The sequence below is a fragment of the Pseudomonas sp. LBUM1655 genome, from assembly GCF_059716085.1.
Genome location: NZ_CP166801.1, coordinates 5,896,141 through 5,915,541, shown reverse-complemented (window position 1 = coordinate 5,915,541; position 19,401 = coordinate 5,896,141). Strand labels below are relative to the sequence as shown.

General features: G+C 59.9%; 19 protein-coding genes. 12 read left to right on the top strand and 7 right to left on the bottom strand.

The features are described from left to right. Positions 1–52 precede the first annotated feature (52 nt). Genes ACA074_RS26650 through ACA074_RS26640 form a run of 3 tightly spaced genes read left to right on the top strand, consistent with a single transcriptional unit; the run spans position 53 to position 2,999 of the window. Positions 53–1,195, top strand: coding sequence for an ABC transporter ATP-binding protein (locus ACA074_RS26650; protein ID WP_100846904.1), 1,143 nt, complete (start codon positions 53–55; stop codon positions 1,193–1,195). Positions 1,196–1,230: 35 nt separating this feature from the next. Next, positions 1,231–2,112 carry an ABC transporter permease subunit gene (locus ACA074_RS26645; RefSeq protein ID WP_401271625.1) on the top strand — a complete coding sequence of 294 codons (882 nt, stop codon included), beginning with the start codon at positions 1,231–1,233 and terminating at the stop codon, positions 2,110–2,112. Further along, a complete protein-coding gene (locus ACA074_RS26640; protein WP_187681046.1) occupies positions 2,109–2,999 on the top strand; it encodes an ABC transporter permease subunit in 891 nt (296 codons plus the stop codon). Before ACA074_RS26645 ends, ACA074_RS26640 begins: the two co-directional genes overlap by 4 nt. 145 nt (positions 3,000–3,144) lie before the next feature. On the opposite strand, the gene ACA074_RS26635 is transcribed toward ACA074_RS26640, so the two are convergent. Beyond that, positions 3,145–3,786: an HD domain-containing protein gene (locus ACA074_RS26635; protein WP_497678074.1), complete on the bottom strand. Its 642-nt coding sequence runs from the start codon at positions 3,784–3,786 to the stop codon at positions 3,145–3,147. Between the two features lie 310 nt (positions 3,787–4,096). On the opposite strand from ACA074_RS26635, the gene ACA074_RS26630 reads away from it, so the two are divergent. Beyond that, positions 4,097–5,062 carry a GlxA family transcriptional regulator gene (locus ACA074_RS26630; RefSeq protein WP_497678073.1) on the top strand — a complete coding sequence of 322 codons (966 nt, stop codon included), beginning with the start codon at positions 4,097–4,099 and terminating at the stop codon, positions 5,060–5,062. A gap of 114 nt (positions 5,063–5,176) precedes the next feature. On the opposite strand, the gene ACA074_RS26625 is transcribed toward ACA074_RS26630, so the two are convergent. After that, positions 5,177–7,585, bottom strand: a complete 2,409-nt coding sequence (locus ACA074_RS26625; RefSeq protein ID WP_497678072.1) for a penicillin acylase family protein — start codon at positions 7,583–7,585, stop codon at positions 5,177–5,179. Between the two features lie 103 nt (positions 7,586–7,688). Further along, the gene (locus ACA074_RS26620; RefSeq protein ID WP_497658283.1) at positions 7,689–8,267 is read right to left on the bottom strand and encodes a DUF6436 domain-containing protein; all 579 of its coding nucleotides are present in this window, start codon (positions 8,265–8,267) and stop codon (positions 7,689–7,691) included. A 98-nt stretch (positions 8,268–8,365) separates the two neighbouring features. Here ACA074_RS26620 and bipL point away from each other — a divergent pair, with 98 nt between their 5' ends. Next, positions 8,366–9,313 carry a phospholipase BipL gene (gene bipL, locus ACA074_RS26615; protein ID WP_401271603.1) on the top strand — a complete coding sequence of 316 codons (948 nt, stop codon included), beginning with the start codon at positions 8,366–8,368 and terminating at the stop codon, positions 9,311–9,313. A gap of 104 nt (positions 9,314–9,417) precedes the next feature. Here bipL and ACA074_RS26610 read toward each other — a convergent pair whose 3' ends face one another. Beyond that, positions 9,418–10,170, bottom strand: a complete 753-nt coding sequence (locus ACA074_RS26610; RefSeq protein WP_401271600.1) for a DUF2059 domain-containing protein — start codon at positions 10,168–10,170, stop codon at positions 9,418–9,420. 108 nt (positions 10,171–10,278) lie between these two features. Here ACA074_RS26610 and ACA074_RS26605 point away from each other — a divergent pair, with 108 nt between their 5' ends. Further along, a complete protein-coding gene (locus ACA074_RS26605) occupies positions 10,279–10,911 on the top strand; it encodes a 2OG-Fe(II) oxygenase (protein ID WP_497678071.1) in 633 nt (210 codons plus the stop codon). Between the two features lie 2 nt (positions 10,912–10,913). After that, positions 10,914–11,399 (top strand): 2-thiouracil desulfurase family protein, encoded by a 486-nt coding sequence (locus tag ACA074_RS26600; RefSeq protein ID WP_497658282.1) that lies wholly within the window; start codon positions 10,914–10,916, stop codon positions 11,397–11,399. Positions 11,400–11,409: 10 nt separating this feature from the next. On the opposite strand, the gene ACA074_RS26595 is transcribed toward ACA074_RS26600, so the two are convergent. Further along, positions 11,410–11,985, bottom strand: coding sequence for a transporter substrate-binding domain-containing protein (locus ACA074_RS26595; RefSeq protein WP_497658281.1), 576 nt, complete (start codon positions 11,983–11,985; stop codon positions 11,410–11,412). A gap of 134 nt (positions 11,986–12,119) precedes the next feature. On the opposite strand from ACA074_RS26595, the gene ACA074_RS26590 reads away from it, so the two are divergent. Beyond that, a complete protein-coding gene (locus ACA074_RS26590; protein ID WP_187681036.1) occupies positions 12,120–12,545 on the top strand; it encodes a DUF4399 domain-containing protein in 426 nt (141 codons plus the stop codon). Between the two features lie 61 nt (positions 12,546–12,606). Here ACA074_RS26590 and serA read toward each other — a convergent pair whose 3' ends face one another. Then, on the bottom strand, positions 12,607–13,836 hold the full coding sequence (gene serA / locus ACA074_RS26585) for a phosphoglycerate dehydrogenase (RefSeq protein WP_064116317.1): 1,230 nt from the start codon (positions 13,834–13,836) through the stop codon (positions 12,607–12,609). A gap of 206 nt (positions 13,837–14,042) precedes the next feature. Here serA and ACA074_RS26580 point away from each other — a divergent pair, with 206 nt between their 5' ends. The 4 genes from ACA074_RS26580 (at position 14,043) to ACA074_RS26565 (ending at position 18,390) form a co-directional block, all read left to right on the top strand. Continuing rightward, positions 14,043–15,437 (top strand): D-2-hydroxyglutarate dehydrogenase, encoded by a 1,395-nt coding sequence (locus ACA074_RS26580; protein ID WP_497678070.1) that lies wholly within the window; start codon positions 14,043–14,045, stop codon positions 15,435–15,437. Between the two features lie 41 nt (positions 15,438–15,478). Then, the gene (locus tag ACA074_RS26575; RefSeq protein ID WP_401271587.1) at positions 15,479–16,144 is read left to right on the top strand and encodes a fumarylacetoacetate hydrolase family protein; all 666 of its coding nucleotides are present in this window, start codon (positions 15,479–15,481) and stop codon (positions 16,142–16,144) included. Positions 16,145–16,431: 287 nt separating this feature from the next. Continuing rightward, on the top strand, positions 16,432–17,355 hold the full coding sequence (locus tag ACA074_RS26570) for an SdiA-regulated domain-containing protein (RefSeq protein ID WP_497678069.1): 924 nt from the start codon (positions 16,432–16,434) through the stop codon (positions 17,353–17,355). Positions 17,356–17,472: 117 nt separating this feature from the next. Beyond that, positions 17,473–18,390 carry an SdiA-regulated domain-containing protein gene (locus ACA074_RS26565; RefSeq protein WP_497658279.1) on the top strand — a complete coding sequence of 306 codons (918 nt, stop codon included), beginning with the start codon at positions 17,473–17,475 and terminating at the stop codon, positions 18,388–18,390. Positions 18,391–18,474: 84 nt separating this feature from the next. Here the strand turns inward: ACA074_RS26565 and rpiA are convergent, their stop codons facing one another. Further along, positions 18,475–19,149 carry a ribose-5-phosphate isomerase RpiA gene (rpiA, locus tag ACA074_RS26560; RefSeq protein ID WP_100846912.1) on the bottom strand — a complete coding sequence of 225 codons (675 nt, stop codon included), beginning with the start codon at positions 19,147–19,149 and terminating at the stop codon, positions 18,475–18,477. Positions 19,150–19,401 lie beyond the last annotated feature (252 nt).

The following is a 19,401-nucleotide window of genomic DNA, read 5'->3' as shown; positions in this document are numbered from 1 at the left end:
GGGTTCGTCCGCATTGGGCGAACTGCACTCTTTTTTTCTGGGAGTTTCGTAAATGGCAGTTGCCTCCGGCGCCTACAAGAAAGCCCTCGAGGGCGACCAGACACCTAAACAGGTGCTGGTCAAAATCGACCGGGTCACGAAGAAGTTCGACGAGACGATTGCCGTGGACGATGTGTCCCTGGAAATCAAAAAGGGCGAAATTTTCGCCCTGCTCGGCGGTTCGGGATCGGGCAAATCCACTCTGCTGCGGATGCTGGCAGGGTTCGAACGGCCCACGGAGGGGCGCATTTTCCTCGACGGCGTCGACATCACCGACATGCCGCCGTACGAACGTCCGATCAACATGATGTTCCAGTCCTACGCTTTGTTCCCGCACATGACCGTGGCGCAGAACATCGCCTTCGGCCTGCAGCAGGACAAGATTCCCAAGGCTGAAGTCGAAGCCCGTGTGGCCGAGATGCTCAAACTGGTGCAGATGAGCCAGTACGCCAAGCGCAAGCCGCATCAATTGTCTGGCGGTCAGCGTCAGCGTGTGGCGCTGGCCCGTTCGCTGGCCAAGCGGCCGAAACTGCTGCTGCTCGACGAACCGATGGGCGCACTGGACAAGAAACTGCGTTCGCAGATGCAGCTGGAACTGGTGGAAATCATCGAGCGCGTCGGCGTGACCTGCGTGATGGTGACCCACGACCAGGAAGAGGCCATGACCATGGCCGAGCGCATCGCGATCATGCATTTGGGCTGGATCGCCCAGATCGGCAGCCCGATCGACATCTACGAAACCCCGACCAGCCGCCTGGTCTGCGAATTCATCGGCAACGTCAACATCTTCGAAGGCGAAGTGATCGACGACGCCGAGGGCCACGCGACCATCACCTGCAAGGATCTCGACCGGCAGATCTACGTCGGCCACGGCATCAGCACTTCGGTGCAGGACAAATCCGTGACCTACGCGATCCGTCCGGAGAAGCTGCTGGTCACTGCCGATCAACCGACCTGCGAATACAACTGGTCGAGCGGCAAGGTGCACGACATCGCCTACCTCGGCGGGCATTCGGTGTTCTACGTCGAATTGCCGAGCGGCAAACTGGTGCAGTCGTTTGTCGCCAACGCCGAGCGCCGTGGCGCCCGTCCAACCTGGGGTGATCAGGTTTACGTGTGGTGGGAAGACGACAGCGGCGTGGTACTTCGCTCATGAACATGCGCAAGTTCAAACGACGGCTCAACCGAATAATTCCCAATGGCCGCCAATTGGTCATCGGGGTTCCGTTCATCTGGCTGTTCCTGTTCTTCATGTTGCCGTTCTTCATCGTCCTGAAGATCAGCTTCGCCGAAGCCGACGTGGCCATTCCGCCGTATACCGAGATCTACACGTTTGCCGAGCAGAAGCTGCAACTGCTGCTGAACCTGGGCAACTACGCGATGCTCGGCGACGACGAGCTGTACATCGCCGCCTACCTTGGCTCGCTGAAGATGGCGCTGATCAGCACCGTCCTCTGCCTGCTGATCGGCTACCCGATGGCCTACGCCATCGCCAGCGCCCGTAAAGAGCTGCAAACGGTGCTGGTGCTGCTGATCATGATGCCGACCTGGACGGCGATCCTGATCCGCGTTTACGCGTGGATGGGCATCCTCAGCAACAACGGTCTGCTCAATGGTTTCCTGATGAGCATCGGCCTGATCGACGAGCCGCTGCAGATCCTCAATACCAACCTCGCGGTCTACATCGGCGTGGTCTATTCGTACCTGCCGTTCATGATCCTGCCGCTGTACGCCAACCTGGTGAAGCACGACAACAGTCTGTTGGAAGCGGCTTCCGACCTCGGTTCGAGCACCTTCAACAGCTTCTGGAAAATCACCATTCCGCTGTCCAAGAACGGGATCATTGCCGGTTGCATGCTGGTGTTCATCCCTGTAGTAGGCGAGTTCGTGATCCCGGAACTGCTCGGCGGCCCGGAAACCCTGATGATCGGTAAAGTGCTCTGGCAAGAGTTCTTCAATAACCGTGACTGGCCGGTGGCGTCTGCCCTGGCGGTGGTGATGCTGGCGATCCTGATTGTGCCGATCATTCTGTTCAACCGCAGTCAGGCCAAGGAAATGGAGGGTAAAGAATGAAGCGCATCCGTTTCTCCAGCCTGATGCTGGTCGTTGGTTTGGTGTTCATCTACCTGCCGATGCTGATCCTGGTGATCTACTCGTTCAACGCCTCGAAACTGGTGACGGTGTGGGGCGGCTGGTCGATCAAGTGGTACGTCGGCCTGCTCGACAACAGCCAACTGATGGGCTCGGTGCTGCGCTCGCTGGAAATCGCCTGCTACACCGCGGTTGCCGCGGTGGCGCTGGGCACGCTGGCCGCGTTCGTGCTGACCCGTATCACCCACTTCAAGGGCCGCACGCTGTTCGGTGGTCTGGTCACTGCACCGTTGGTGATGCCGGAAGTGATCACTGGTCTGTCGCTGTTGCTGCTGTTCGTGGCCATGGCGCAGATGATCGGCTGGCCGCAGGAACGTGGCATCGTCACCATCTGGATCGCCCACACGACGTTCTGTGCGGCGTATGTGGCGGTGGTGGTGTCGGCGCGTCTGCGTGAGCTGGACCTGTCGATCGAAGAAGCGGCGATGGACTTGGGCGCGCGGCCGTGGAAGGTGTTCTTCCTGATCACCATCCCGATGATCGCGCCGTCGCTGGCGGCGGGCGGTATGATGTCGTTCGCACTGTCGCTGGACGACCTGGTACTGGCGAGCTTCGTCTCCGGCCCGGGTTCGACGACCTTGCCGATGGAAGTGTTCTCGGCGGTGCGTCTGGGCGTGAAGCCTGAGATCAACGCCGTGGCCAGCCTGATTCTGCTGGCGGTATCGATCGTGACGTTCCTGGTCTGGTTCTTCAGCCGCCGCGCCGAAGAAGCCCGCAAGAAAGCCATCCAGCAAGCCATCGAAGAAAGCGCTGCCGATTCGTGGAAACAACCGGACGCGCGCCGCGCGCCTGCGCCGGAAGCGGCGTAAGCCAATGGGGTTGTTCACAAGTCGGTGATCAACCCAAATCCCTGTGGGAGCGGGCTTGCCCGCGATAGCTGTCTGACATTCAACATTGAAGTTGACTGTGCTGACGTCATCGCGGGCAAGCCCGCTCCCACAGGTTCTTTGGCGTTCAGGAAATCCAAGGGGATTTACGGATGACCTCGACAAAGTTCATCGGCTTGAACCCCGGTTCCTGATCCTTCAACACATCAGTCTTCACATTGCCGAACGTGGTCTGCGGACGATGGCGCAGCCCATCGGCAAAGGCGCAGATGATGCACTTCTTGAAACCTTCCCCCCGTGGATGCGCATGCACCACCGCTTCACGCTGCACGCTGCTGAACGCCGCGTAGTCCATGCCCAGCACATCCATTTCCACGCCTGCCGTCACCAGCGCCACGGTCGGGCGCAAATGCTTGGGCACGCCCGGCGTGGTGTGCAGGGCAATCGACAGCCAGACCTGTTCGATGTCGTCATCGCTCAACCCGTAAGGCTTGAGAAACGCCGCTGCGGCGTTGGCGCCGTCGACCTCGAAACGTTCGTCATCGCTGCGGTGACCTTCGACCAGACCAAGGTCATGAAACATCGCGCCGACGTACAACAGCTCCGGATCGTAGGCCAGTTGCTGACGCTCACCGCTCAATGCACCGAACAGAAACACCCGGCGCGAGTGGTGATAGAGCAGGTCGGATTCGATGTCGCGGATGTACTCGGTGGTCGCGCGGGCCAGGGCGCTGTCAGGGATTTTGATGCCGGCAATGGTGGTGCTCATGAGAGTTTCCTCTTGAAAAACGCCGGTGTGGCGCCGATGAGGAAAGTCTGTTCCCGCGCTGCAAAACGAACAATCGACCCATGGCTGCGATCCTTGCCAATCGACCTGCAAATCGTGCCAACTCACCAGTGGGAGAGATATCGCGATACTCATTGTGGTGAGGGGATTTATCCCCGATGGGTTGCGCAGCAGCCCCAGAACCTGCTGATTAGGCTTATCAGTTAAAACGCGATTACAGGATTTACGACTGCTGCGCAGCCGATCGGGGATAAATCCCCTCGCCACAGGTTCAGAGGAGTTTGCGAGAGAGATGAACAAAACCGTCGCCATTGTGGTGTTCCCGGGTGTGCAATCGCTGGACGTCAGCGGGCCCATGGATGTGTTTGCCGAGGCCAACCGTTTTCTTGCACCAGAGGATCACTATCGCCTCGATGTGATCGGTGTCGAACACGGGCCGATGGCATGCTCCAACGGCCTGACCCTGAATGCTCATCGACATTTCAGCGAAGCGCTTGAGGCCTATGACTTGTTGTTGGTGGCTGGCGGGCCGACCTTGCCGTTCATGGATTTCGGCAAGACCTTCGATGCCTGGCTGCGTGAAGCCTGTGCGCGGGCACGGCGTTTCGGGTCGATCTGCAACGGCGCGTTCATGTTGGCGCGGGCGGGATTGCTCGAGGGGCGCACGGTCACTACGCACTGGAACGATGCCGACGCCCTGGCGCAGTTGTGCCCATCGACGCAGGTGGAGGCGGATCGCTTGTATGTCGAGGACGGCGCGCTCTACACCTCGGCCGGGGTGACGGCGGGGATTGATCTGTCGCTGTACCTGCTGGCCCGCGATCACGGCGCGGAGGTGGCGCTGAGCGTGGCCAAGCGGCTGGTGGTGTTCACCCAGCGTTCGGGCGGGCAGTCGCAGTTCAGCCCGTTCCTGACGCCCCACGCGGAGCCGACGTCGGCGGTGGCGATGGTGCAGTTGTACGTGCTGGCCAATCTCACCGGGGATCTGACCATTGCCGATCTGGCGAATGCGGCGAACATGAGTGCGCGTAACTTCTCGCGTGTGTTTGCGCGGGAGGCGAAGGTCACGCCGGCGGAGTTCGTTGAGCGAGCGCGAGTGGATGCGGCGCGGGTGATGCTCGAAAGCACCACGGCGCCGCTGAAGACTGTGGCGTATCAGTGCGGATTTCGCGATGCGCAGCATATGCGCGGTGTGTTCAATCGAAGGTTGGGTGTGACGCCGCAGCAGTTTCGAATGAATTTTGCGGTGATGGTTTGAGGCCTTAATTGATCTGAAGGGCCCCATCGCGAGCAGGCTCGCTCCCACAGGGAAATGCATTCCAAATGTAGGAGCGAGCCTGCTCGCGATGGGGTCAGTTCATTCAGCACAAATCTATTGCGCAGCCCGCGCTGGCAGCAGCTTCAAGGTACTGCGCGTATTCGCCATCACCTCTTCCTCACTGAAATGCGCCTGTACATAAATCCCGTCGACATACGCCTCTGCCTGATCGTCATAGTGACTGTTGAACGGTACGCCACTCTGGCCCACCGGGTTGATCGTCAGGCTGTGCGCCGGGTCGGCGAAGTCCACCAGGCGCCGCGTCGAAGGCCCATAGGTCACCGGCCATGGCGCCGGGCCAATCTTCGCCGAGAGGTTGTTCGGCACTTCATGACTGCCCGGTGCAGCAAACGGGCCGACGTTGAAAATGCGATCCAGCGGCTTCTGCTGCCCCAGCGGATGACCATGGGTCAGCGTGTGCGCCGTGCCCCACTTCCAGGTGGAGGCATCCTCTCCGAGGGTCAGTTTCAGGTGCTTCATGCTCGCCTGCCAAGCCGCGCGCACGGTGTCGGCACGGGTCTCTTTGTCTGGCGTGGTGCGGTTATCCCACCACGCTGAATCGGCGTTTGCCGCCAGTCGCGGCAGTGCCGAATCAATCACTCGCGTCGACAGCAGCGTCTCGAAAAAGTCATTGCCCAACTCGTCGCGCATTGCCGCATCGGCGAGGTCGTAGAGGAACTGGTTGAACACCGTCGCACTGACCGACTCCAGCGGATAGTCGCCTTGCCACTGCGCCAGTTGCTCGACCAGCTTCAGTTGCGCCGGATCGCTCACCACTTCACGCAGCACTGGCAACAGCGGCGCCAGCAGACGCGGGCCGTAACCGGTGGTGGTGCCCAGTTGCAGCTTCTGGTTGGCTTCGTTGTTCCACTTCACCGTCTTGTCGCTGAGCTGGCGGTTGAGCTGCTGGCCACGGTCGGCGAGGTTGTAGTAACCCGGAATTTCCATGCCGGTGGGCGAAACGGGTTGAAAGTTGGCCGAGACGATATAGCCGCGCGCCGGGTTCTCTTCCTGCGGGTTGGCGCTGAACGGGTAGAAGCCGTCCTTGTCCGCCTGATTCGTGCTGCCGTCGAGAATGAAACCCGGCTTCACCCCGGTCGGCCGCTTGGGCAGCAATGCCGAAGCCCACCAGGCGATATCGCCCTTGGCGTTGGCGTAGACAAGATTGAGCCCCGGCGCCTGCACTTTGGCCGCAGCGGCGCGGGCCTTGGCCAGGGTATCGGCGCGGTTGAGCTGGTAGAAGCCTTCGAGGATCGGGTTCGGTGTTTCGAGGAACGCCCACCACATGGCGATCGGTGTTTTGCCGGCAGCCGTGCCGAGGGCGTCGTTGACGATCGGGCCGTGAGGCGATTGACGCAGGGTGATCGTCACCGGCGCCTGGCCCTTCACATTGATCTGCTGCTCGGTCCTGACCATGTCGGTCCACTGGCCGCGATACCAGACCTGATTCGGGTTGTCCGGGTTGACCTTCTCGGCGATCAGATCCAGGTCGTCGTTCTGGAACATCGTCAGGCTCCAACCGAAATCCAGGTTATGCCCAAGGAACGCGAACGGTACCAGCGCCTGATGATGCCCGTAGAGTTCAAAGCCCGGCGCGGACAACTGCGCTTCGTACCACACCGACGGCACCGAGAAGCGAATGTGCGGATCGCCGGCCAGCAAGGGTTTGCCGCTCTGGCTGCGGTTGCCGGCAATCACCCAGGCATTGCTGCCTTCAAATTGCGGCAGGCCGTTGTCGATCAGCGCCTGCTCACTGAGGCGGGCGAGGGCGTTGAGGTCTTTCCAATCGCCGGCCGCGAGCGCTGGAACGGGGTTGCGGCCCTTGGCCAAAACGCCTTTGGGCTGCCAGTCGAGGTCGAAGACGTTGAGGTAATCGGCGCCAAGTTGATCGCGCACATAGGTCAGTAACGGTTCGGTACGAAACGCAGCGGCAAAGCTGTAAGCCATGTAGCCGGCGACACTGATGCTGTCTTCGGCGGTGAACGGCCGCTTGGGGATGCCCAGCACGTCGAACTCGACGGGCGCGGCGTGGGTGTCCTGATATTGGTTGATGCCATCCAGATAGGCTTGCAGGCCCTTCCACGCCGGGGATTGTTTATCGAGGCTGGCGACGTAACTGGCCGCGCGTTCACGGATGCGCAGGCTGCGGAACAGTTTGTCGGTGTCGAGCAGTTTCGGCCCGAGCACCTCGGCCAGTTCGCCGCGTGCAAGTCGGCGCATGGCTTCCATCTGGAACAGGCGATCCTGGGCATGCACATAGCCGAGGGCGCGATAGAGGTCGGTTTCGTTCTCTGCGCGGATGTGCGGCACGCCGCGCTCGTCATAGCGCACAGTCACCGAACCTTGCAGGTTGCGCAGTTCAATCTGGCCCTGACGCGTCGGTTGCTTGCTGTAGACGTACCAGCCCGTGCCAGCGAGCAGGACGACGATGAGCAGGGCGAGAACGGTGAACACGCGCTTCATGGTGACTCCTTGTGCAGGCGGGATTGCCGCCCCGTCGGGCTGCAAACAATTAGCACAGACCTTCTGTGCCGTGCATCGCTGTCCTCGAAAAGTCCGGAATGCCTTACTGCGGCTCCACCGGCCATGGGCAATAGCAGCCGACCGCCAAGGTGTGTGTGGCGTTGACCGGGCGATCATCCGTCAGCGCATTCAGGATCGGTTCGATAAAACTGTTGCTGGAGTTGCAGGTCAGGCCTTCGCTGTAGGGGCCGAAGTACGCCAGTTTGCCGTTGCGATCCCAGATCGCCACCGCCGGGCTGGCGGGGATCTGCTCGGAGCCGGGCAATACCGTGATGGTTTTCAGCGTGCTTAACGTGGTGGGCAACTGGCCGTGGCTACCGACCTTTTGCACGGCAAAAAACTCCACGCCTTTGGCGCTGAACTGCTCGACCATTTCGGTCAGGTGCTGTTGATTGCCGACATTGCAGGGGCATGCCGGGTCCCAGAAATGCACCAGACGGATATTGCCGGGGCCGGCGAGATCATCGGGCAGGCGCAGCGGGTCGCCGGAGAACACCGCGGTGTGTTCACTGAACGCCCGCAAATAGCGGCCCTGAAACCAGTCGTACGCCGCCCACAGCACCCCTGCACACACGAGCGCGAGCAGGCTGGCAAACAGTGCGGTGCGGTAGGGCGAGCGCATGGATTTGTGTCCTCAGAGGCCGGCTAGCTTGCCATGCTTGTCGCGACAGATGAATATCGCAGGCCGATAAAGTCTGTTCACCGTTCTGGAATTGCCCCATGCCTGCCATTTTCGATCCCGATCATTTACGCGCCAGCCTCAAGCCTTTGGCCGAGTGGCAGCCGTTGTCGGAGGAGGCCAAGGCCTATCAGCAGTTCTACAAAACCGACTTTTCCGAGCGCGATGTCTGGCGCGGCATGGGACGGTTTTCAGTGGACGGTTACGAACTGGTCAGCCATTGCTGGTGGCCGGAGAAGGTCAAGGGCACGCTGTTTCTGTTGCACGGTTTCTACGATCACACCGGGCTGTATCGACATGTGATCGAGTGGGCGCTGGATCAGGATTTTGCCGTGATCGCCTGTGATTTGCCGGGGCATGGTCTGTCCAGCGGCGAGCGGGCGAGTATTCGTGATTTCTCCGAATATCAGGACGCTCTGCAAGCCTTGTTCGCCGAGGCCCATTCGATTGCGCTGCCGCAGCCGTGGCACCTGTGCGGGCAAAGTACCGGCGGGGCGATCGTGGTCGATCATGTGCTCAATCATGGCGAGAACAGTCCGGCGCAGGGTCAGTTGATTCTGCTGTCGCCGCTGGTACGGCCGCGAGCGTGGGGCTGGTCGCAACTCAGTTATTACCTGCTGCGGCCGTTCGTGCGGGGCATTGCGCGGCGCTTCAGCGAGAACTCCAATGATCCGGATTTCCTGCCGTTTCTGCTGGCCGATCCGCTGCAGCCCAAGCGCCTGCCCACCGCATGGGTCGGCGCCTTGTCACGTTGGATCAACCGAGTGGAATACGCGAAGAAAAGCCCGCGGCGACCGCTGATCATTCAGGGGCAGGCGGACATGACCGTGGACTGGCAGCACAATCTGCAGGTGTTGAAGTGGAAGTTCGATCGGCCGCAGATCTTGCTGCTGCCCCAGGCGCGGCATCATCTGGCGAATGAGACGGCGGATATGCGCGAGGAGTATTTCGAGTTCTTGAGCAAGCGGATCAGGGGCCGGAACCTCTAGCGTCTGTCAGGGCCTCTTCGCGAGCAGGCTCGCTCCCACAGGGGCACGCGTTCCCAAATGTCGGAGCGAGCCTGCTCGCGAAGACGGCGGTCAGACAGCGCAGATCATTGGTTGAGGTTCGAAGTATTCTGCCCCACCGCCAACCCCGCCCGAATGGCCGCCAACGCCGCTTGATAGTAAGCCTTGCCCTCGGTCGACTCGGCAAACGTCGCAAACTCTTCCAGCTCTTCATCCGACAAGTCGCGATACACGTAGAGCAGCGTGTTGTTCATGTCCGCGCCGATCTGATCCATCAGGCGTTGGCGCTGACCGTTCAACATGCCTTGCGCTTGTCCACCACCGAGCAGTCCCGGAATCATCGAACTCAAACTGTCCGCCGCCACGCCGGCAATCGCCAGACTCACTTCTGCGCCGGCTTCACGGGCGGGCAGGGCTTGAGCCAGATGGCCGATGATCAGCAAGCGGCTGTCACTGGCCGGCATCTTCGGCAGGCCTTTGGCATTCTTTGCCAGTTGATCGCGGCGGGTCGCGAGCAATTCGGCGGCGACGATTTTCTTGCCCAGCGGCGACTGGAAAAAGGACAGGGCCGGTTTGGGATCGGCGAGGTTCTGCCGCAGTTGGGCTTCGGCGCGTTGATCCATGGCCTGTGGGGCGAAGCGCTGATTGCTGTTGTTGACCAGCGCTTGAAAGACGGCGGGTGGCAGGCTGTTTTGATAGCGCTGCTGCGCGGCACTCAAGGCGTCATTGAAATGCGCACGTTGATCTGGCCAGCCGGCGACCTTGTACAACTGATCGTAGCCGTCCGCCCAGGCGGGCAAAACGCAGAACATCAACAGTGAAAAAAGCAAACGGCGCATAGGGACTCCTGTCAGCAGCGCACTATTCTCCGTGCGGTGCCGGTACTTGTCGAGAATTCGTATCAAGCCGCCGCGTGGCTCTGTCGGATTTCTTGCCGCCGACATACTATGCGCGCCATGCAAATATCCTCTGAACACCCGCTGCTGTTACGTATCGTCGACGACTTGGCCGAGCACGGCTGGTCGCAGCAGAACATTTTCCTGCCCGCGGGTTTGACCCTCGAGCTGGCGGACGAGTGCCGTAAACGTGAGGCCGAGGGTGAACTGGCGCCGGCGGCGGTCGGCCGTGGGCCGTTTTCAGAGATTCGCGAGGGGATTCGCGGCGATCATATTCAGTGGATCGATCCCGGTCAGGCCGAGGCCAGCGACCGATACCTGAGCCTGATGGACAGTCTGCGCGAGTCGCTCAATCGGGGTTTGTTCCTCGGTCTTGAAGACTTCGAATGCCATTTCGCGCTGTATCCGCCGGGGGCTTTTTATCGCAAGCACGTCGACCGCTTCCGTGACGACGACCGGCGCATGGTTTCGGTGGTGGTTTACCTCAACGAAGCGTGGTTGCCGGAGGATGGCGGTCAGTTGCGCATGTACCTGGGTGATGATCGCGTTCACGACGTGCAGCCTACCGGCGGCTGCCTCGTGGTGTTTCTTTCCGGCGAAGTCCCCCATGAAGTGCTGCCGGCCAATCGCGAGCGCTTGTCGCTGACGGGTTGGTTCCGTCGCCGTGGCAACGAGCCTTTCTGATCATGGAAAAGATTCTGGTCAGCCGCTGCCTGTTGGGCCACCGCGTGCGTTACGACGGCGGGGCCAGCGGGCCGTTTGATGTGCTGGAACAGTGGATTGCTGAAGGTCGGGTGGTGCCGTTGTGTCCGGAGGTGGCCGGTGGTTTGCCGACCCCGCGTGCGGCGGCGGAGATTCCGGGCGGGCAGGGGGCTGAAGTGCTGGATGGCACGGCTGCGGTGATCACCACCGACGGCGAGGATGTCAGTGCGCAGTTTCTCGATGGGGCGCGGCAGGCGCTGGCGTTGGTGCAAAGGCACGGCATTCGCGTCGCGGTGCTCAAGGCCAACAGTCCTTCTTGCGGGAATCTGCTGACCTATGACGGGACGTTCAGTGGGGTCAAAGTCAGTGGCGAAGGCGTGACGGCTGCACTGCTCAAGCGCCACGGCGTGCAAGTCTTCAGCGAGCTTGAATTGCCGCAAGCCGTACAGGCCTTGATCCAGCTCGATTAAAACCCAGGTTTCATTGCTGCTTGGGTTCGGTGAACCACTTCTCGGACAACGCCGCCAACCGCCCATCCGCCTTGATCCGCTGCAACGCACCTTCAAGGCTGGCGCGAAACGCCGGATTACCCTTCTGAAACGGAATCGCCAAATCCACTGGCGCACCCACTGCTGGCTTCTCCTCAGTCAACGATTGCACCAATACCATCGGCCGCGGCTGCTCATCTTTCTTCGCCAGCAACTGCGAATCGATCTGGCTGTAAGGCTCGCTGAAGTCGAAACGATCCTTTAGTTCGGCTGTCAGTGCTATGTGGTTGAGCGCGACGTCGTACTTGCCGCTTTCAACGCCCTGGAGTAGATCGCCCTCGTCGGTGACGATGAAGTCGGCGCGAACATCCAGCTCCTTGGCCAGCAGTTGCCCAAGCTCGACCTCGAACCCCGTGAGTGTGTCGCCGTCCTTGTAATTAAAGGGCGGTGTATTAGCCTCAAGAGCAATACGCAACTCGCCACGGTCGTTGACGTCATCAATCAGTTCGGCGTGAGCCAGCGGGCTCAGAAGGGGTAGCAGGCAGATCAGGCCAGGCAGAAAACGCATGGTCACTCCTTTGAAATCATTATCGCGGCCAGATTTTCTGGCTCGCTTTGCTATGGTTGTCGAGTGCCTTCGACAACGAATGGTCATGAAGTTGTCATGACCACGCGGATTTTACGGAAAAACTGGAGAAGAAAATGAAAAGCTTTATGTCACGTGCAGCGTTGGCGGGTGTGCTGATGGGCGTTTCGGTGCTGGCCAGTGCGGCCACCCCGGCTCCAAAGGGTGCCGAAGTGTTCATCGTTTCTCCCGAAGACGGGGCGACTGTATCGCAAACCTTTACCGTCAAATTTGGCGTCAAGGACGTCTCGCTGGCACCGGCGGGCGATGTCACCAAACACTCCGGTCACCATCATCTTTTGATTGATGTCGACAAGTTGCCGGCGGCCGGTGCGCCGATTCCCAACGATGCCAACCACATGCACTTCGGCAAGGCGCAGACTCAGGCCGACATCAAGCTGGCCCCGGGCAAACACACCTTGCAACTTGAACTGGGTGACAGCGGCCACATGCCGTTCGATCCACCCATCGTGTCGAAGAAGATCACCGTCAACGTCGAGTAACTTTGCGGCGTGCATGAAAAAGGGAGCCCGAGGGCTCCCTTTTTTGTCGCTGAGCGTTCGATCAGAACAACACGCGGCTACGGATGGTGCCGTTGATGTGCTGCAGCTTCTCTTGCGCCAGATCCGAATACTCGGCGTCGACGTCGATCACCACGTAACCAACCTTCTCGTTGGTCTGCAGGAACTGACCGGAGATGTTGATGCCGTTTTCGGCGAAGACCTTGTTGATCTCGCTCATCACACCCGGGATGTTCTCGTGGATGTGCAGCAGGCGGTGCTTGCCCGGGTGAGCCGGCAGGGCCACTTCCGGGAAGTTCACCGACGAAACGGAAGTACCGTTGTCGCTGTACTTGACCAGTTTTTCCGCCACTTCCAGACCGATGTTGGCTTGCGCTTCAGCGGTCGAACCACCGATGTGCGGGGTCAGGATCACGTTGTCGAGGCCACGCAGCGGGCTTTCGAACTCTTCGTCGTTGGAGCGAGGCTCCACCGGGAACACGTCGATGGCCGCGCCGATCAGGTGCTTGTCCTTGATCGCGTCCGCCAGGGCGTCCAGCTCGACCACGGTGCCGCGTGCAGCGTTGATCAGGATGCCGCCCTTCTTGATGGCGCGGATTTCCTTCTCGCCGATCATCCACTGGGTCGCCGCGGTTTCCGGAACGTGCAGGGTGACGATGTCGGACATGCCCAGCAGTTCGTGCAGGTTGCCGACCTGAGTGGCGTTGCCCAGCGGCAGCTTGGTCACGGTGTCATAGAAGAACACCTGCATGCCCAGACCTTCAGCCAGAACCGACAACTGAGTACCGATCGAGCCGTAGCCGACGATGCCGAGTTTTTTGCCGCGGATCTCGAAGGAGTTGGCCGCGCTCTTGATCCAGCCGCCACGGTGGCAGGAAGCGTTTTTCTCCGGAATGCCGCGCAGCAGCAGGATCGCTTCGGCCAGCACCAGCTCGGCTACGGAGCGAGTGTTGGAGTACGGCGCGTTGAACACGGCAATGCCGCGCTCGCGGGCTGCACTGAGGTCAACCTGGTTGGTGCCGATGCAGAAACAGCCTACAGCGACAAGCTTCTTCGCGTGATCGAAGATCTCTTCGGTCAGTTGGGTGCGAGAACGAATGCCGATGAAGTGAGCGTCAGCGATCTTTTCCTTGAGCTGGGCTTCCGGCAGAGAACCTGTGAGGTACTCGATGCTGGTGTAGCCCGCCGCCTTGAGGACGTCGACAGCCGATTGGTGGACGCCTTCGAGAAGAAGGAACTTGATCTTGCTCTTATCGAGAGAAGTCTTGCTCATCTGCGTAAACCTGTATCCCGGAGAAAAATGGCAGGGAGGGGAGCAGCTTGGAGCTGACCCGAACGGCAGGAAAGCCGTCGCCGCAGAACTGGCCTTGGGCACTGTTCTGCGGGGTCGGTATGCTAGCATAGCCACCCCGCTAAACACTCATTCCTGCGACGTGAAGCGTTCTCAGGATGACCATGAATTGTTCGAGAGTTCTGTCGATGACCAATCCTGCCCTGATTGATGAACTGAAGACCCTGGTCGAGCCTGGCAAGGTCCTGACCGACGCCGACTCCCTGAACACGTATGGCAAGGATTGGACCAAGCACTTCGCCCCGGCGCCCAGCGCCATCGTGTTCCCCAAGACCATCGAACAAGTACAGGCCGTTGTGCGCTGGGCCAATACCCACAAAGTCGCGCTGGTCCCATCGGGCGGGCGTACCGGGCTTTCCGCCGCTGCGGTGGCCGCCAATGGCGAAGTGGTCGTGTCGTTCGACTACATGAACCAGATTCTCGACGTGAACCTCACTGATCGCACCGCCGTTTGTCAGCCGGGCGTGGTCACCGAGCATTTGCAGAACGTCGCCGAAGAAAATGGCCTGTACTACCCGGTGGATTTCGCTTCTGCCGGATCGAGCCAGATTGGCGGCAATATCGGCACCAATGCCGGCGGGATCAAGGTGATTCGCTACGGCATGACCCGCAACTGGGTCGCTGGCATGAAAGTCGTCACCGGCAAGGGCGATGTGCTGGAGCTGAACAAAGACCTGATCAAGAACGCCACCGGTTACGACCTGCGGCAACTGTTCATCGGCGCCGAAGGCACCCTCGGTTTCGTCGTCGAAGCGACCATGCGTCTGGATCGCGCGCCGAAAAACCTTACCGCGATGGTCCTCGGTACCGCCGATTTCGACTCGATCATGCCGGTGCTGCATGCCTTCCAGGGCAAGCTCGACCTGACCGCTTTCGAATTCTTCTCCGATAAAGCCCTGGCCAAAGTGCTGGGCCGCGGTGATGTGCCGGCACCGTTCGAGACCGACTGCCCGTTCTACGCACTGCTGGAATTTGAAGCGACCACTGAAGAAGTGGCCAACAGCGCGCTGGAAACCTTCGAACACTGCGTCGAGCAGGGCTGGGTACTGGACGGCGTGATGAGCCAGAGCGAAACCCAGTTGCAGAACCTGTGGAAGCTGCGCGAGTACATCTCCGAAACCATCTCGCACTGGACGCCCTACAAGAACGACATCTCGGTCACGGTTTCGAAAGTGCCGGCGTTCTTGAAGGAAATCGACGCGATCGTCGGCGAACACTACCCGGACTTCGAAATCGTCTGGTTCGGCCACATCGGCGACGGCAACCTGCACCTGAACATCCTCAAGCCGGAAAACCTGAGCAAGGACGAGTTCTTCGCCAAGTGCGCCACCGTCAACAAGTGGGTGTTCGAAACCGTCGAGAAGTACAACGGTTCGATTTCCGCCGAGCACGGCGTGGGCATGACCAAGCGCGATTACTTGACCTACAGCCGTTCGCCGGTTGAGATCGAATACATGAAAGCGGTCAAAGCGGTGTTCGACCCGAACGGCATCATGAACCCGGGCAAGATCTTCGCGGTTTGATCTGTAATTCTTGAAGAATCAATGAAGGCAGGAGTCGGTAAATGAGCTATCAGCACCAGTACGTCGACGGCACGCGCATTCACTTCCCGATCGGGAAAGTGGTGTGCATCGGCCGTAATTACGCCGAACACGCCAAGGAACTGGACAACCCGGTGCCTACCGAGCCGCTGCTGTTCATCAAACCGGGCAGTTGCGTGGTGCCGCTGGAAGGCGGTTTCAGCATTCCGACCGAGCGCGGTTCGGTGCACTACGAAGCGGAAATTGCCGTGTTGATCGGCAAGCCGTTGTCGACCAAGCCAAGCCGTGAAGAAGTGCTGGACGCGATATCCGGTTTCGCCCCGGCGCTGGACCTGACCTTGCGGGACAAGCAGGCCGAGCTCAAATCCAAGGGCCTGCCGTGGGAAATCGCCAAGTCGTTCGACGGCGCGGCAGTGCTAGCGCCTTTCGTGGTCGGTAGCACCTTCGCGGATCTGACCGACATCGGCATTCGTTTGACCATCAACGGCGAAGTCCGCCAGGACGGCAACAGCAGCGCGATGCTCAACCCGATCGTGCCGATGATCCAGCACATGGCCGGCTGTTTCTCGTTGCAGGCCGGTGACGTGATTCTCACCGGTACGCCAGTGGGCGTTGGCCCGCTGAACGTCGGCGACGACCTCGTGCTGGAACTGGTTGGCGCCAGCAGCTTCAGCAGCAGCGTGCGCTGATTCAACGCATACCCCTGATGAAATGAGCTTTTGTGGTGAGGGGATTTATCTCCGATGGACTGCGCAGCAGTCCCCAGTTTGTTGGGGCCGCTTTGCAGCCCATCGGGGATGAATCCCCTCGCCACAAGAGCCCCATTTGTTTTGTGTCGCGCCACGCAACGCACACGACAATCGCGCCATTTGCCGTTTTTTTCACATCCCGTCCGGATAATTTCCGCAATTCTGGCGTCTTAGCCGGCCTCTTTGTGCTATTACCCATAGCCTGAATTTTCGGAACGCGTCCCTCGATGTCATCTCAAACTCAGCTCAAATCCCCACGCCGCTCACGTTTTGCCCTGCGCTGGTATGCCTGGCTGCTGTTGGCGATTGCTGCGGCGTATGGGTTGGCGTTCGCCATGCATTGGGATGACCGGGGTGTGCTGTGGGTGCTGGAGCGCTTCGAAAGCACGGCGGAGCAAAAGGAAAGTATCTGGCTGCCGGACTACCGGGCGGTGATTGATGCCAAGCCGCTGGCAGGCATGGAGAAGGACGAAGCTTCGGACCTGGCTTACAACCCGCAAACCAAAACCCTGTTCTCGGTGATGGGCAAAAACCCGTTCCTCGCCGAGCTGACGCTGCAAGGCGATGTGCTGCGCAAGATGCCATTGGTGGGCTGGAGCAATCCGGAAGGCCTGACCGTCATGGAAAACGGCCTGATGGCGATCGTCGACGAGCGTCAGCACACGCTGTCGATTGTCAAAGTCGATGCTGACACCCGTGAGCTCAATATCGCCAATTTTCCCAAATACGACCTCGGCCCGTCGAAAGACCAGAACAAGGCTTTCGAAGCCATCACCTGGGACCCGCGCAATCAGCAACTGTGGCTGGGCGAGGAGCGACCGCCGGCGCTGTTCACCTGGAAGAGTGATGGTAGCCAGGCCCTGAAGGGCGACAAGCAGAAGCTGGCCAGTGATGAACTGGATATCCGCAATCTGTCTGCTCTGGCGATTGATCCGCGCACCGGCCATATGCTGGTACTTTCCGCCGATTCGCACCTGCTGCTGGAGCTGGACGAGAAGGGCGAGCAAGTCAGCTTCATGACTTTGCTTGGCGGTTTCAACGGCTTGAAATCGACCATCCCCCGCGCTGAAGGCGTGACCATGGATGAGTCTGGCACGCTGTATATAGTCAGTGAGCCGAACCTGTTCTATCGCTTCGAAAAACAGAAGTAACTTTCCCTACGGCAATTGCAGAATTGTGCAGTTGTCGTCGCAGGCAAGTGGCCATTAAGCTTCAGTTCAGACGGGCGTGATATTTCATCCGCCTGTTTTGATTCCGAGCCCGCCCGAATGCGTCGACTTGCCCGTCCCAAGCCTCTGGTTATCCTCCTGTCGGTGATTGCCCTGATCGCGTTGATTGCGATCGGCCAGTACATGCGCCTGTTCGAGCGCGCCTGGTTCAATCTGCACTTGCTCTGGCAGCCGCTGAGCAGCGAAGCGATCGATCTGGATCAATATCGTGTGGACATCGAAGCGCGCGTCATTGATGGACTGGACGACGATGTGTCGGCGCTGACCTACGATCCGGTGCGCAAAAGTCTGTTTACCGTGACCAACAAGAATTCCGAACTGGTCGAGCTATCGCTGGAAGGCAAGATCCTTCGCCGCATCTCACTGATCGGCTTTGGCGACCCTGAAGCCGTGGAATTCATCAGCGCCGATACTTACGTGATCACCGATGAGCGCCAGCAGCGGCTGATCAAGATCCACCTGGAAACAGACACCACGTACCTCGATGCCGCCGACGCCGAGCAGATGACTCTCGGCGTGCACATGAGCAGCAACAAAGGCTTCGAAGGGCTGGCTTATGACTCGGTGGGCAAGCGTCTGTTTGTTGCGAAAGAGCGAGATCCGATGCTGATCTACGAAGTGCACGGTTTTCCGCACTTCAACCCGGAAAAGTCCTACGCGGTGCATGTGATCAACAACCCAAAGCGTGACGCCGGGATGTTCGTGCGTGACCTGTCGAGCCTGCAATACGACGAGCGCAGCGGACATTTGCTGGCGCTGTCGGACGAGTCGCGGCTGATTCTGGAGCTGGATGTGAACGGGCGCCCGTTGAGCACCATGTCCCTGAACAAGGGCCGGCAGGGTTTGCAGAAAACGGTGCCGCAGGCGGAAGGCATTGCGATGGATGACGACGGGACGTTGTATCTGGTGAGTGAGCCGAATCTGTTTTACGTGTTCAAAAAACCAACGCCGAACTAACCAACACCACAAAACACTGTGGGAGCTAGCAGGCTAGCTCCCACAGGTTTATTCGTCTGCCCACAAATGTGTGGGTGACGGGGCTTACTCAGCCTTCAGCGTCTTCACACCTTCACTCGTACCCAGCAGCAGCAAATCCGCCGGGCGCGCCGCGAACAGACCATTGGTGACGACACCGACAATCGCATTGATCTGCGCTTCCAGCTCCACCGGGTTGGTGATCTGCATATTGAACACGTCGAGGATGATGTTGCCGTTGTCGGTCAGCACGCCTTCGCGGTACACCGGGTCACCGCCCAGTTTCACCAGTTCGCGAGCGACGTGGCTGCGAGCCATCGGGATCACTTCGACCGGCAGCGGGAACTCGCCCAGCACCGGCACCAGTTTGCTGGCATCGGCGATGCAGATGAACGTCTTGGCCACGGCCGCGACGATCTTCTCGCGGGTCAGGGCCGCGCCGCCGCCCTTGATCAGGTTCAGATGCGCGTCGCTTTCATCGGCGCCGTCGACGTAGAACTCCAGGTCGCTGACGGTATTCAGCTCATACACCGGAATCCCGTGGCCCTTCAGGCGTGCGGCGGTGGCTTCGGAGCTGGCGACTGCGCCATCGAACGCACCCTTGTGCTGAGCCAGTGCATCGATGAAGCAGTTGGCGGTGGAGCCGGTGCCGACCCCGACGATGCTCTTGTCGTCGAGTTTCGGAAGGATGAAGTCGACGGCGGCCTGAGCCACTGCCTGTTTGAGTTGATCCTGGGTCATGCGGGCTCCGGAAGCGGGCAAGGTAAGAACGGAAAGGCCGGCATTATAGCCGCAAGCCGGGCTAAAACCTCCTGTGGCGAGGGGATTTATCCCCGATGGAGTGCGAAGCGCTCCCCCGGCATTCTTTCAGAAATAACTTGGTCTCAGTTTTGCGACGGCTGCGCCGCCGGTCGGGGATAAATCCCCTCACCACAAAGGTTCTCCATCACCAGTGTCCGGGTTATGACCACACTGTTTAGTGTGGTCGCACGG